At 64.1% G+C, this 12,824-nt stretch carries 10 protein-coding genes; 5 read left to right on the plus strand and 5 right to left on the minus strand.

The window, feature by feature from the left end; genetic code table 11:
* Window positions 1-33 precede the first annotated feature (33 nt).
* The 3 genes from HBO19_RS18530 to HBO19_RS18540 are packed head-to-tail and all read left to right on the plus strand — an operon-like array spanning window position 34 to window position 2,391.
* Window positions 34-1,029, plus strand: a complete 996-nt coding sequence (locus HBO19_RS18530) for a peptidase U32 family protein (protein WP_170058038.1) — start codon at window positions 34-36, stop codon at window positions 1,027-1,029.
* A gap of 10 nt (window positions 1,030-1,039) precedes the next feature.
* Window positions 1,040-1,930 (plus strand): U32 family peptidase, encoded by an 891-nt coding sequence (locus HBO19_RS18535; protein ID WP_169955281.1) that lies wholly within the window; start codon window positions 1,040-1,042, stop codon window positions 1,928-1,930.
* The gene (locus tag HBO19_RS18540) at window positions 1,924-2,391 is read left to right on the plus strand and encodes an SCP2 sterol-binding domain-containing protein (protein ID WP_169955280.1); all 468 of its coding nucleotides are present in this window, start codon (window positions 1,924-1,926) and stop codon (window positions 2,389-2,391) included. Before HBO19_RS18535 ends, HBO19_RS18540 begins: the two co-directional genes overlap by 7 nt.
* A 194-nt stretch (window positions 2,392-2,585) precedes the next feature.
* Here HBO19_RS18540 and ampC read toward each other — a convergent pair whose 3' ends face one another.
* Window positions 2,586-3,728, minus strand: coding sequence for a class C beta-lactamase (gene ampC, locus HBO19_RS18545; RefSeq protein WP_169955279.1), 1,143 nt, complete (start codon window positions 3,726-3,728; stop codon window positions 2,586-2,588).
* A 132-nt stretch (window positions 3,729-3,860) separates the two neighbouring features.
* On the opposite strand from ampC, the gene HBO19_RS18550 reads away from it, so the two are divergent.
* A complete protein-coding gene (locus HBO19_RS18550; protein ID WP_170041575.1) occupies window positions 3,861-4,739 on the plus strand; it encodes a LysR family transcriptional regulator in 879 nt (292 codons plus the stop codon).
* Between the two features lie 314 nt (window positions 4,740-5,053).
* Here HBO19_RS18550 and cysC read toward each other — a convergent pair whose 3' ends face one another.
* From cysC to HBO19_RS18570, 4 genes are read right to left on the minus strand one after another with little or no spacing between them, the layout of a single operon-like run.
* Entirely contained in the window at window positions 5,054-5,674 is a 621-nt protein-coding gene (gene cysC / locus HBO19_RS18555; protein WP_169955277.1) for an adenylyl-sulfate kinase, read from the minus strand.
* A 30-nt stretch (window positions 5,675-5,704) separates the two neighbouring features.
* Window positions 5,705-6,712, minus strand: a complete 1,008-nt coding sequence (locus HBO19_RS18560; protein ID WP_169955276.1) for an NAD(P)-dependent alcohol dehydrogenase — start codon at window positions 6,710-6,712, stop codon at window positions 5,705-5,707.
* A 4-nt stretch (window positions 6,713-6,716) separates the two neighbouring features.
* The gene (locus tag HBO19_RS18565) at window positions 6,717-10,820 is read right to left on the minus strand and encodes an SDR family oxidoreductase (protein ID WP_170058039.1); all 4,104 of its coding nucleotides are present in this window, start codon (window positions 10,818-10,820) and stop codon (window positions 6,717-6,719) included.
* 37 nt (window positions 10,821-10,857) lie between these two features.
* Window positions 10,858-11,793 (minus strand): DMT family transporter, encoded by a 936-nt coding sequence (locus HBO19_RS18570; protein ID WP_169955274.1) that lies wholly within the window; start codon window positions 11,791-11,793, stop codon window positions 10,858-10,860.
* Window positions 11,794-11,884: 91 nt separating this feature from the next.
* On the opposite strand from HBO19_RS18570, the gene HBO19_RS18575 reads away from it, so the two are divergent.
* Window positions 11,885-12,790, plus strand: a complete 906-nt coding sequence (locus HBO19_RS18575; RefSeq protein ID WP_169955273.1) for a LysR substrate-binding domain-containing protein — start codon at window positions 11,885-11,887, stop codon at window positions 12,788-12,790.
* Window positions 12,791-12,824: the final 34 nt, after the last annotated feature.

Here is a 12,824-nt window from a genome sequence, read left to right on the forward strand (position 1 = left end):
TGTTGGTGATGAATTTTCTGATGAGGATCAACCATGCAACTGGTCTGCCCGGCAGGCAATCTGCCTGCGCTTAAAGCCGCCGTGCGCCAAGGTGCCGATGCGGTGTATGTGGGTTTTCGCGATGACACCAACGCCCGGCATTTTGCCGGGCTGAACATGGACGACAAGCAGTTCGACGGCGCCGTCGCCCACATCCGCCAGCACCAGCGCAAGCTGTATGTGGCGGTCAACACCTACCCGCAGCCCAAGGGCTGGGAGCGCTGGCAACGGGCGGTGGACCGTGCTGCCGACCATGGCGTGGATGCCCTGATTGCCGGCGATCCGGGGGTGCTGCAGTACGCCAGCCGCCGCCATCCGCAGATGGCCTTGCATCTGTCGGTGCAGGGTTCGGCGACCCATGCGGCGGCGTTGCAGTTCTACGCCGAGCGCTATGGCATCCGCCGCGCGGTGTTGCCCCGGGTGCTGTCGCTGGCCCAGGTCAAACACGTAGCCGCCAGCAGTTCGGTGCCCATCGAAGTCTTCGGTTTCGGCAGCCTGTGCATCATGGCCGAGGGCCGTTGCCACCTGTCTTCGTATATCACCGGTGAGTCACCGAACCTGTGCGGCGTGTGCTCGCCGGCCAAGGCGGTGCGCTGGAGCGAAGATGCCGACGGCCTGAGCGCGCGCCTGAGCGAAGTGCTGATCGACCGCTACACACCGGACGAACCGGCGGGCTACCCGACCCTGTGCAAGGGCCGTTTCATGGTCGATGGCAAGCGCTTCCATGCCCTCGAAGAACCCACCAGCCTCGACACCTTGGACTTGATCCCCGAGTTGATCGCCATGGGCGTCGAAGCGGTAAAAATCGAAGGCCGCCAGCGCAGCCCGGCGTATGTCGAGCAAGTCACCGGGGTCTGGCGTGCGGCACTGGACGCGCACCGCAGCGCGCCGCAACGCTTTGTGGTCAAGGACCAGTGGCGCAGCGTGCTGGCCGGTCTATCCGAAGGCAGCCAGACCACCCTGGGCGCCTACCATCGTTCGTGGCAATGAGGAACCGCACATGAAACTCAGCCTGGGACCGGTGCTGTTTTATTGGGATAAGCAACAACTGGGGCAGTTCTACAGCGAGATGGCCAGCCTGCCGCTGGATGTGATCTACCTGGGGGAAACCGTGTGCTCCAAGCGCCGCGCGTTCAACCTCGACCAGTGGTTGGGCCTGGGCCGCGAATTGCAGTCGGCGGGCCATGCGCAAATCGTGCTGTCGAGCCTGACCCTGATCGAGGCCGCCTCGGAGCTGTCGAGCCTGCGTCGCCTGTGTGACAACGGCGAGGTGTTGGTCGAGGCCAATGACATGGGCGCCGTGCAGCTGCTCGCCGAGCGCAAGCTGCCCTTTGTCGGTGGGCCGGCGTTGAATCTGTATAACGGCCATGCCTTGGTGCAACTGCTGGATGCCGGGATGATGCGCTGGGTGCCGCCGGTGGAGTGTTCGGCGGCGCTGATTGGCGATGTGCTGGAGCAGGTGCGTGAACTGGGCCGGCCGTTGCCGCAAGTCGAAGTCTTCGCCTATGGGCATCTGCCCCTGGCCTATTCGGCGCGCTGCTTTACGGCGCGGGCGGAAAATCGGCCCAAGGATGACTGCCAGTTCTGCTGCCTCAACTACCCCGATGGCATGGCCTTGACCAGCCAGGAAGGGCAGGCGCTGTTTACCTTGAATGGTATCCAGACCCTGTCGGCGGAGGTCACCAACCTGCTGGCCGACTACCCGGGGCTGATCAGTTGCGGCGCCGACCTGCTGCGCCTGAGCCCACGGGCGCAAGGCATGGTGGGCATCGTCGAAGCCTTTGACCGGGTCCGCCAGGGCGCCACGCCGCCGGTGTTTGTCGAAGGCTGCAATGGCTACTGGCATGGCCAGGCCGGGATGTTGCGGGTCGAGGAGGTGGGACTGTGCTGAACCGCAAGCAATGGCTGCTCAAGGGCGCCGACCGCTTACTACCGTTGATGCGCAAGGTGCCGTTCGTGGTGCAGCGCCTGGCCTTGCAACAGGCGCTGAACCGCTGCCTGGCCGAACCTTTGCGCGATGGCGGTTTTGAACTGCTGCGCGGGCGCTGGATGTGCCTGCGCATTCCCGACCTGGGCTTGCGCTGGTACTTGACCCTGGGTCGCGACGGACTGCGCATCGCCGAACAGGCCCAGGCCCAGGTGACCATCAGCGGCAACTGGCGCGAGTTCCTGTTATTGGCCAGCCGCCAGGAGGATCCGGATACCTTGTTCTTCCGCCGGCGGTTGGTGATCGAGGGTGATACGGAGCTGGGTTTGAGCCTGAAGAATCTGATCGACAGCCTCGACCCAGACGTGTTGCCGCCCTGGTTGTGGCGCAACCTGGAACGAGCCGGCAAGGGCCTGGCGGCCTGAAGATCAAGCTCGCGTAGCTGCGCCCCTGTGGGAGCGGGCAAGCCCTAATGCCAGTCAGTCAAGCGCAGATCCCCTGTGGGAGCGGGCTTGCTCGCGAAAGCAGTGTGTCAGTCGCCGGATATGTCGACTGAGCCACCGCCATCGCGGGCAAGCCCGCTCCCACATTGGCAAGATGACGGGTTAAAAAAGCTGGGCTATTGCTCCATGGCCTGCAGGATTGCGTGGGCGGCTTTCACCCGCTCGGCATTGGGGTAGTTCTTGTTCGCCAGGATCACCACGCCGATGCCTCTGCTCGGTACATAAGCGATATAGGCGCCAAAACCGCCGGTCGAGCCGGTCTTGTTCACCAGGGTATTGGCGCGCAACGGCTGTGCCGGGGTCAGCCAGTGGACCGGATGCGGCTCCATGGCCATGGGGGTGGAATTGCCGTCGACCAAGGCGTCAACACTCAGCGGGTAGGCGTACATCTCCCAACCAAGGCCCTGGGTGGTAGTGCCCACGGTGTAGTAACCGGTATGCGTGGTAGCGATGGCCTGTTGTAGCGGCTGCTCCAGCGATGTCGGGTCCATGTTCAGCGCCATGTAGCGGGCCAGGTCTGCCGGGCTGGTCTTCACCCCATAGGCTTCGCTGTCCAACGCTCCGGGGCTGACGCGCACCGGCTTGCCGGCCTTGTCGTAGCCCTGGGCATACAAGCCCATCTGGGGTTTGGGCACCTTGAGATAGGTGTGCTTGAGGCCGAGCTTGGGCAGCAGGGTCTGTTCCATCGCCACGTCGAACGGTTGCTGCAGGCTCTGCGCCGCCAGATAGCCGAACAGGCCCAGGCTGGGGTTGGAATACTGGCGGTGGGTGCCGGGGGCGAAAGTGGCTTTCCAGTGCTGGAAGTAGCCGATCATCTGCTGCGCATTGTCCGCCTCGCCGGGGAACTGCAACGGCAGCCCGCCTGCGGTGTAGGTGCCCAGGTCAAGTACGCTGATGTGCTCGAACTGGCTGGCGCGCAAGGCTGGCAAGTAGTCGCTGGCCGGGGCCGAGAGCTTCAACTTACCGGTGGCCTGGGCATAGCCGGCCAGGGTTGCGGTGAAGGTCTTGCTGACCGAGCCGATCTCGAACAGGGTGTTTTCGCTGACGGGCTGCTGGCTGTCCTGCGCGGCGACACCGTAGTTAAAGTATCGGGCCTTGCCGTCCTGCACGATGGCGACAGCCAGGCCTGGGATTGCCTGCTGCTGCATCAGCGGCTTGACGGTGGCGTCCACCACCTGGCGCAGGTCGGTGGCGGCCAGGCAGTTGCCGGCGCCGAGCAAGAGGCTGAGAATCGTGACGTTGCGCACGTGTTGGTACATGATGAGGTCGCTTCCTTGAGGATTGTCGGGGGAATCACGGCCTGCGCAGGCGCCGCCAAGATAGGCAGTTTGCCGGTCCCGGACAACCGATGATATCTCGCACCAGTCATTAGAAAAATTTGGGTTAAGACCATGTTGCGTTCCCATTTACCCCTTAACGCACTGCGCGCGTTCGAAGCCTCTGCCAGGCATTTGAGCTTTACCCGGGCGGCCATCGAGTTGTGCGTGACCCAGGCGGCGGTCAGTCATCAGGTCAAGAGCCTGGAGGCCCAACTCAACGTCACCCTGTTCAAGCGCCTGCCCCGTGGCCTGATGCTCACCCGCGAAGGGGAGACGCTGTTGCCGGTATTGCGCGAGTCCTTCGATCGCATCGCCCAGACCCTGGGCCAGTTCCAGGCCGGGCATTACCGCGAGGTGCTGACGGTGGGCGCGGTGGGCACGTTTGCGGTGGGCTGGTTGCTGCCGCGCCTGGCGGATTTCCAGGCGCGCTACCCGTTTATCGACCTGCGTTTGTCGACCCACAACAACCGCGTGGATGTGGCGGCTGAAGGCCTGGATTATGCGATCCGCTTCGGCGCCGGCGCGTGGCATGGCACCCACGCCTGTGAGTTGCTGGCGGCGCCGCTGACCGTACTGTGCGTACCGGCGATTGCCCGCCAATTGCAAGGCCCGGGCGATGTGTTGAAGCACACGCTGTTGCGCTCTTACCGGGCGGATGAATGGAGCCTGTGGTTCCAGGCCGCGGGCTTGCCCGCCGACACCCTGGTGCCGCGCAGCATCGTGTTCGACTCGTCCCTGGCGATGATGGAAGCGGCCTTGCAGGGCAATGGCGTGGCCCTGGCGCCGGCACTGATGTTCTCCCGCCAGCTGGCCCAGGACGTGATCCGCCAGCCGTTCGACGTGGGCATCACCACGGGTAGCTACTGGCTGACGCGCCTGCAATCACGCGCCGAAACCCCGGCGATGCAGGCGTTCAAGCAATGGTTGTTGGAGCAGGTGACGGGCCTGTAGGTACCTGGCGTGCCGGACGCCATCGCTGGCAAGCCAGCTCCTGCACTGGGGGGGGCGTTCGTCGATTCAAGCCGGCCCTTGGACCGGACTGAGACAAGTCCTAGGGGTTGCCCCGACCCTTCTAACTCCTATTGCGCCCCCCATCAACTGACCTCTACTTGCGGTGCGTAAAGTGTCATGGTGGTGGTTTTCTTTCGCGAGTTACGCCAGTTGGCGCGGTTCATCGTGACCATGGCCACGGCGACCATAAGACCGGTCTCAAACACCAGGCGAGGGTTAATACGCCTCAGTTGGCAGGGGTGGCCATTGGTGGGTCAAGTCCACAGCCGTTGGCGCAGGACAAACGTCTCGATGGTGTGGGCGGCGTGTTCGATCGAGGTGTTGGCGCTGTCAATCACGATGTCGGGGGCTACCGGGCGCTCGTAAGGTGAGTCAATGCCGGTGAAGTGCTTGATCAGGCCTTTGCGGGCCTTGGCATAAAGGCCCTTGGGGTCGCGCTGTTCGAGGACCGGCAGCGGTGCGTCGATGAAGATTTCAATAAAGTCGCCAGGGGCGAACAGCGCCCTGGCCATGCGTCTTTCCTGTTCGAAGGGCGAGATCAGGCACACCAGGGTGATGACCCCGGCATCCACCATCAACCTGCCGACCTCGGCGGTGCGTCGGATGTTTTCCTTGCGGTCGCTGTCGGCAAAGCCCAGGTCGGCGGTCAAGCCCTGGCGCAGGCGGTCGCCGTCGAGCAGGCAGGTGTGCAGCTGTTTCGCGTGCAGGCTGGCCTGCACGCAATTGGCAATACAGGACTTGCCGGCGCCCGACATCCCGGTGAACCACAACAGCAATGAGCGATGCCCTTTAAGGTTGCATTGGGCCTGGCGCTCGACATCGAACGGGTGGGGCACCAGGTCCGGGGTTTCCTGGGGGCGAGCGAAGGGAGGCATCAGGGGCATCTCCTGGGGCGCGCACGCCAGTCAAAACTCGATCACCGCGCGGTAGCGCACAGTGTTGTTGCGTAGGGCGTCGAGGGCCTGGTTGATCTGCGCCGTGGGAAAAATATCCACCAGGGGCCACACATGATGTTCGCTGGCAAATTCCAGCATCTTGAGCATGTCGTGGCGCCCGCCGACGTTGGCAGTGCTGACGGTCAGGGTCTTGTAGGTCATGGCCGCAATATCCAGCGTGACCGGGCCGGGCATCCCGGCAAAGCACAGGGTGCCGTGGGGGCGCAGCAGGGCGATGGCGCGCTCCCAGTCCTGGTCGTTGGAGGCGGTGACCAGCAGGAAGTCCAGGGTGTTTTCCTGGGCCTGCAAGGTGGCCGGGTCCAGGCCGTGGAAATGACGGGCCCCCAACTGCAAGGCCTGGGTTTTTTTGCTGGTGGAACTCGACAGTGCGGTGACGGTGCAGCCGAACTTGGCCGCAAACTGGATGGCCAGGTGGCCGAGCCCACCGATGCCCAGCACCCCCACGCGCATGCCCGGGCGGGTGCCGCGCAGCAGCGCGGTGAACACGGTCTGCCCGGCGCAGAACAACGGCGCAGCCACATGGGAGGGCAGGTTGTCGGGGATCGGGAACACGAACCGGCTGTCGCAGGTCATGAAGTCGGCAAACCCGCCTTTTTGCCCATCGGCGCAGGTCGCCACCACCGCCGCACAGTGTTGCTCCTCGCCCTTGAGGCACCATTCGCACGCCAGGCAGGCGCCCTTGTACCAGCCCACGCCAACGCGCTGGCCGGCAGCCAGGTGGGTGACCGCCGAGCCGCAACGCACCACCCGCCCCACGACCTCGTGGCCGCACACTTGAGGGTATTGGGAGGCTTCGCCCCAATGGCCTTCAATCAGGTGCAGGTCACTGGTGCAGGCGCCGCAATGGGTCACTTGGATTTCCACGTCGTTGGCCCCCGGGTCCGGGCGCGGGTAGGTGAAAGGTTCCAGTGGCGAGCCCGGGCCATAGGCGGCCCAGCCGTGGGTGGTGCGTGTCATGGGGTCACTCCTGTGTAAGGGTTAAGGCCGCGAGATAGTGCTGGGTCCATTCGGCGTCGATTGCCGGGCACTTGAGGTGATCGAGCAGCAGCGGCGGTGGCGGGTGGAAGTGGCTGAAGTCGTCGATGATCATTGCCAGGATCAGCAGCGTGCGTTGCAGCACGGCCTGGCCCGGGGCCTGCGCCTTGAGTCGGGCTTGCCATTGCGCCAGGGGTAGGGGCGCGAACTGCGCGTGGCCCAGCAGCGTTTGCATCCAGGCGCATAGCTGCGTCCAGGGCAGGTTCGGTGCGGGGTTGTACAGGTGCTGGAGCGGCGGCAAACCCAGGGCCTGGCCGTGGAGGGCGGTGTGGGTGAACACCTGTGCGACATAATCCACGGGGGTCAGGTTCAGCGACCAATGGGCTTCGTCAGGCCAGGCCTTGAGCGCCAGGCAGCTGCGAATCAGCAGCCCCACATAGTCTTCCTGGTTGATCGATGAACCACTGCCCGGGTTGGCGGGGGCGCTGATGTCACCGCAGCGCAGGATGTTCAGGCACAGCCCACGGCTTTGGCAAAAACCCAGCGCGAGTTGTTCGGCCACCAGCTTGGCGCGGTTATAGCCGGTGGAGGGGACCGGCTCTGGCAGGGTCGAGGCGAACACCACGGCCGCACCGCTGGCGGCGGCCAGGCCCAATACCTCGACTACGCCACCGACGTTGGTCTGGGCCAGGCGTTCATAACTTTTTAGCCAGTTGACGTCGGCGGCGCAGTGAATGATGCAGTCCACCTCCTGGCACAGGCTTTGATAGGCCGCGCTCGACATGCCCAACCGTGGTTGCGCCAGGTCCCCGGCCAGGCCCACGACCCGTGCGCTGCCAGGTGTCAGGCCCAGTTCGGCGATGCGCCGCTGGGCCTGGGCCGGATCATCGGCGCGCACCAGGCACAACACCGTCTGCACCCCGGCGCTGTGTTGCAGCTCGGCAACCACCCTGCGCCCCAGATACCCGGTGGCGCCGGTGACCAGCAGCGTGCGTCGGGCCAGGCGGGGTGGCACCTGGGGCAGGTTCGCCACGGCCGTGTTCAAGTGCGCCAGATAACGCTTGGCGTGTGCCGCGACCGAAAAAGCCACTTCCAAAAGCGGCGCGCCTTGCAGCCGATGGGCCAACTGCCGGCTGATCCCGGCCAATGTCGAGTCACGGGTGATGTCGGCAATCGTCAGGTCGGTGTCGAACGCGCGGTTGATGCGATTGATCAAGTCCAGCAGCAACAGGCTGCCGCCAATCTCGATAAAGTCGCTGTCCGGCCCCAGGGTGACGCCTTGCAGGTTCATGCAGCGCGCCCATAACCGGGCCAGGCGGGTTTGCAGCGGCGTCAACGGCGGTTGCTCGTCGGCCAGCGGTGTCAGTGGCTGTTGCAGCAGGGCCTGGGCGCCCAGGCGCTTCTGGCTGGCACCTGCCGGAATCGAGGCGGCCAAAAAATACCCCAGCGGCACGCTGAAGGCGGGTAGGTGCTGGCCCGCCCACTGGCGCAGGGCGCCGGCAGTGGGGGGCTTGCCGGAGTCCACGGCGCAGATAAACGCTACCAGCTGCAAGTCCGGGCCTTCGCCACGGGTGGTGACCAGGGCGCTGCGCACCTCGGGATGGGCCATCAACACGCGCTCGACGTCGGCGCTGAAGATCTTGAAGCCGCGCACCTTGAGGTGGGTGGTCGCGCGCCCGATCAGGTAGACCTCGCCGGCCTCGTCCAGGCGGACCCTGTCGCCGGTGCGCAGCAGCCGCGGGGCCAGCGCTGGGCACTCCTGGGCCAGTGGGTTGGCCACGAATGCGCTGCGGTTGGCCGCATCGTCCTCCAGGTAGCCGACGCTGAGCCCCGGGGTCTGCACGTACAGTTCGCCGTGGCCACCCAGTGGGGTGCAATCGAGGGCCGGGTCGAGCACGTAGGCCTGGGTGCCAGGGGTCCATTGCAGATGGCCGTCGGGAGCGACTAACGCGACGTCGCCCGCTTCATTGGAGCCATACAGGTCGATCACCCGGCAATTGGGCAGGCAGCGCACCAGGTTCTGCCGCGTGGACGGCGGCAGTTGTTCGCCGCTCAGCCACAGGCACCGCACGCCGGCAAAGGCCTGTTTGAACGCGGGCTCATCGTGCATCAGGCCTGCGGCCAGGCTGGGGGTGATCATCAATTGGCTGAGCTGGCCATGCTCGACGAATGCCCGCAGGGCCTGGGGGTCGAGCACCATGGCGTCGGGCATCAGGCACACGGTGGCGCCGCTGAAAATCGGGTAATACACATACCCGGCCATCCAGGCGTTGAGGCCCACCCGATCACCCGGGCGGATGTGCTGTTGCCACAACGCCAGGGAGTCCAGGCGGCCGTGCTCGCCGATGGTGACGATCTTCGCCGTGCCGGTGGTGCCGGACGTGAGCAGGCCGTAGGCCAGGTCATTTGCCCCCGGTACCCGGTGGAGCAAGGTGGCGGGCCGGGCGGGCGTGGCGGGCAGTTCATCGAACACCAGGCTGGGGTAGCCGGGCGGCAGGTCATTGAGGCTGCTGCTGTCGCCGATCACCACCACCGGCCGCAGATTGGCCAGGGCCTTGGCAGTGGCCTCCAGCCCATACCAATGGGGGATGTCGAGGTAGGGCCAGCCCAGCAGGCTGCACGCGGTCATGCTGATCAGGCTGCGCAGGTCCTTGTCCAGGCGGATCGCCACCCAGCCGCCGTGGGCACACTGGCTCGACAGGCGTTCGGCCAGCGTCACGGCATGGGCGTGTAGCTGCCGCGCATTTAGCTGCCTGTGGGGCGTCATCGCGACCAGGCTTTCGGGAGCCTGCTCCAGCAGGCGCAAGAAATGTTGCTGCCACGACAGGCCCGGTGCGATGGCCGCGCTGGCGTAGCGGTTGCTGGCGATTTGGCGTGCGCGGCTGTGCAGGCTTGCGTTGCGCGCAAGGGTGGCCAACTGAGCACTGATTCGCGGCCCCTGTGCAGCAGGGGTGTTTGGCTCGAGGGTAATCAGTGGCAGGCCAAGGGCCCTGGCCGAGGCCGTATCCGGGGCCACCAGGCACAGGAACCGCTGGCGCGCCTGCTCGGGAGAGCAATAGGTCAAGTGCTCGTTGGCCGTCAGCAGCACCAGCGGCCCGTCCTGCAACAGCGCCAGTTCACGCAGGGTCTGGTCGCTCAGGGTGTGGCTGGCGCTGTCCAGCAGCCAAAGGGCATAGTCGTCGGGCAAATGCGCCGCCAGTTGCAGGGCGCGCTGGCGCTGCTCGTCGGTGTGGGCCAGTAACAGCACCTGGAGCCGAGTGGTGGCGGGTTCATGCAGGCACTTGAGGTGATCGGCTGTATCAGCCTGGCGTTGCCAGGTGGCGCACAGCTGGAAAAACCGATAAATCACCTGTTTGTCCCGGGCCGTCTGTTCGACGATAGGTGGGAAATCCATGGCCGGGTGCGTCACCTGGGCGAACCCGCACGAGCGCTCGGCGTCATCATGCCAGCCCTTGAAAAACTGCCATTGCGCGACCTGTTCCGGCTGCCACGCCAACAGCCTTGGGGAATACTCGATGCCGGCAAAATCGCAGAAGCGCAGCAGTGTGCCCTGGGGGTCTGCCATCAAGTCGGCGTCACTGTCCAGGTACAGCACGTGATCGCTGGGGCAATGCTCCAGCACCAGGCCATGAATGCGTGCCAGTTCATCGAAACCCGACTCGTCGGCATCGAAATAGGTGGTGCCGCCGCCCTGGCTGACGCGATACAGCGACTGCATGACCGCCAGCGGCTGGCGCACCAGGAAAACATGCTTGAATGCGGTCAACCAGGCGCCATCGATGGCCTGGAAGTCGAAGAAATAGGCGATCTCCTTGGCACATTGCAGGTGCTGGGGTTCGGCCGGACGTTGGCTCAGCAGGGCCAGCGCCTGGCTGTAGTGGGTGATGCCCGCAGGGCCTTGCGCGGCCTGGCGGTTGCGCTCGATCAGCGCATGCTTTGCCGGGAAGTGTCGGGCCAGGAACGGCTCCGACAATTGTTCATGCAGCACCTTCACGCCCGGGTGTTGCATCACGGCGCGCTCGAAGGCGGTTGAGCGGCTCCTGGAAACGGCCCACACAATCACATTGGGCAGATGAGATGACGTCAGCATAAACAGCTCCTGGGCAGGGCCTGTGCACGTGAGGTATCTACAGCTCGCCAGCGGGTTTTTTCAGCGCAAGGAAACCCGAGAGCAGAATGAGGACCAGGCCGGTGGCGGTTCGGCCGTTGAGCATTTCGTTGAACAGCAGGGCGCCCCAGGCGATGGCGAAAATCAGGTAGGTGTAGTCAAACGCGCCGATGATCGAGGTCTCGCCAATTTGATAGGCCTTGGCGATCCCGATGCTGACCAGCACCATCAACACCGCCAATACGATCATGATCCACCAGTCGGCCTGGCCCATGGCCGACCAGCCGCCGATCAGGAAGCGCCAACCTTCATTGCTCGGGAAATGCGGGCCGGTCTGCATCACCACCAGGCTGCCGAGCACACCGATCACCAGCAGCGCGGCATTCATGGCCAGTGCCAGCAGCATGGGGTCCTCATCGGCACATTTGCCCTTGGTCACCACCACGGCGAGGGCGTACAGGATGGCGGCGAGTACCGGCAGCAGGGCATAGGTATTGAATTCTTCGGTGCTCGGCGCCAGGGTGATCAAGACCCCGACAAAACCCAGGCCGATCGCCAGCCATTTGCGCAGGGTCACGTCTTCCTTCAATGAAAGGGCCGCGAACAACGCAATGAACAGGGGCGTGGTGTAGATTGCCAGGGCAGCGATGGTCAGGCTGATAAAGGGCAGGGCGCCGTAAAAGGCGATCCACATCAACGACAGCAGCAGGCTTCTTATCACCACCCACAGCGGGGACAGTGGGCGCAACTGCGCGGCGCCGCGCATGTGCACCACTAACGCCAGCAGAATGGCGCAGGCCAGGACGGAGCGGATCACATACAATTGCCACATTGACGTATCGGGACTGGTCGCCTTGATGATGGCGTCTGACACCGACAGCAAAAATACCGAACCCACCACGATAAGAATGCTTTGTCGGTTATCGGTGGCGGTTATCGTAGTGCTTCCAGACATGAGTTTTCCTTGATTGGCCTGCAGTAAGGATTCTGGGTGAGCACTGGTTGTATTTAAAGTGACTTATGGTTACGCAGAAGGACTGAAAATTATGGATAATTTCAAACGCTCACTGCCTCCACTGTCCAGCCTTGTGCCTTTTGAAGCGGCGGCGCGACTTGAGAGCTTTTCCAAAGCCTCAGAAGAGTTGCACTTGACCCAGGCAGCCATCAGCAAACAGGTCCGTGCCCTCGAAGAATTTCTCGGTGTTGCTTTGTTTACCCGTAGAAACCGCGCGGTGTTCCTCACGGCGGCGGGGGTCGAATTTCGCGATACCGTGCGCACCGCCTTCCTGGGCATTGCGTCGCAAGCCGAAGACCTGAAAAAAGGCCGGGACAACAGCGAAGTGGTGCTGGTGGCGCAACTGTGCGAAGCCTTTTATTGGCTGACTCCCAATATTCCCGCGTTGCACAACAAGCACCCCGAGATCGAGGTGCGGCTTAACGCATCGACCCAGCCCATTACCGAAACCGCGGATAAATTTGATATCGCCATCCAGACCTCGGGCCGGGCATCTGGTGACCACACGCGGTTGTTTACCTTGAGCGACGAAATCTACCCGGTGTGCAGCCCCCGTTATCTCGCGTCCTTTGGCAGTACATCGCTGGCCCTGGCAGACCTGGCCAACCTGCCGCTGCTGCACCATGTCGCGGTGCCGCAGGACTGGAGCACCTGGAACGATTGGTTGCTGGAGTACGGCATCAAGCTGGGCGACCCCAAGGGCAAGTTCTTCGACAGCTATCCGGTGATGATGCAGGCCTGCGTCGCGGGCTTCGGTTTTGCCCTGGGGTGGCGCAGGACCACTGAAAGAATGCTGGCCAGCGGTGAGCTGGTGCGGCCCTTTGCGCAATCGACCCACTTGCCGCAAGCCCTGAGCGTCTACAAGTGGCGAGACGCCAACCTGGGCCCGGCAGCCCGGCAGTTGCTGGAATGGTTGAAGTCGTCGTTCGCCGACTGAGGCTAAGCGCTGCCCAGCACATGGGGGGAGCGTT

Origin of the sequence: Pseudomonas sp. WS 5021 (genome assembly GCF_012985535.1) — a bacterium.
In the GTDB taxonomy this organism is placed as follows: Bacteria; Pseudomonadota; Gammaproteobacteria; order Pseudomonadales; family Pseudomonadaceae; genus Aquipseudomonas.

Coding starts and splice junctions, on each gene's coding strand:
- HBO19_RS18535 (WP_169955281.1), top strand. CDS start 1,040: ATGAAACTCAGCCTGGGACCGGTGCTGTTTTATTGGGATAAGCAACAA.
- HBO19_RS18550 (WP_170041575.1), top strand. CDS start 3,861: ATGTTGCGTTCCCATTTACCCCTTAACGCACTGCGCGCGTTCGAAGCC.
- HBO19_RS18575 (WP_169955273.1), top strand. CDS start 11,885: ATGGATAATTTCAAACGCTCACTGCCTCCACTGTCCAGCCTTGTGCCT.
- HBO19_RS18530 (WP_170058038.1), top strand. CDS start 34: ATGCAACTGGTCTGCCCGGCAGGCAATCTGCCTGCGCTTAAAGCCGCC.
- HBO19_RS18560 (WP_169955276.1), bottom strand. CDS start 6,712: ATGACACGCACCACCCACGGCTGGGCCGCCTATGGCCCGGGCTCGCCA.
- cysC (WP_169955277.1), bottom strand. CDS start 5,674: ATGCCTCCCTTCGCTCGCCCCCAGGAAACCCCGGACCTGGTGCCCCAC.
- HBO19_RS18570 (WP_169955274.1), bottom strand. CDS start 11,793: ATGTCTGGAAGCACTACGATAACCGCCACCGATAACCGACAAAGCATT.
- HBO19_RS18565 (WP_170058039.1), bottom strand. CDS start 10,820: ATGCTGACGTCATCTCATCTGCCCAATGTGATTGTGTGGGCCGTTTCC.
- ampC (WP_169955279.1), bottom strand. CDS start 3,728: ATGTACCAACACGTGCGCAACGTCACGATTCTCAGCCTCTTGCTCGGC.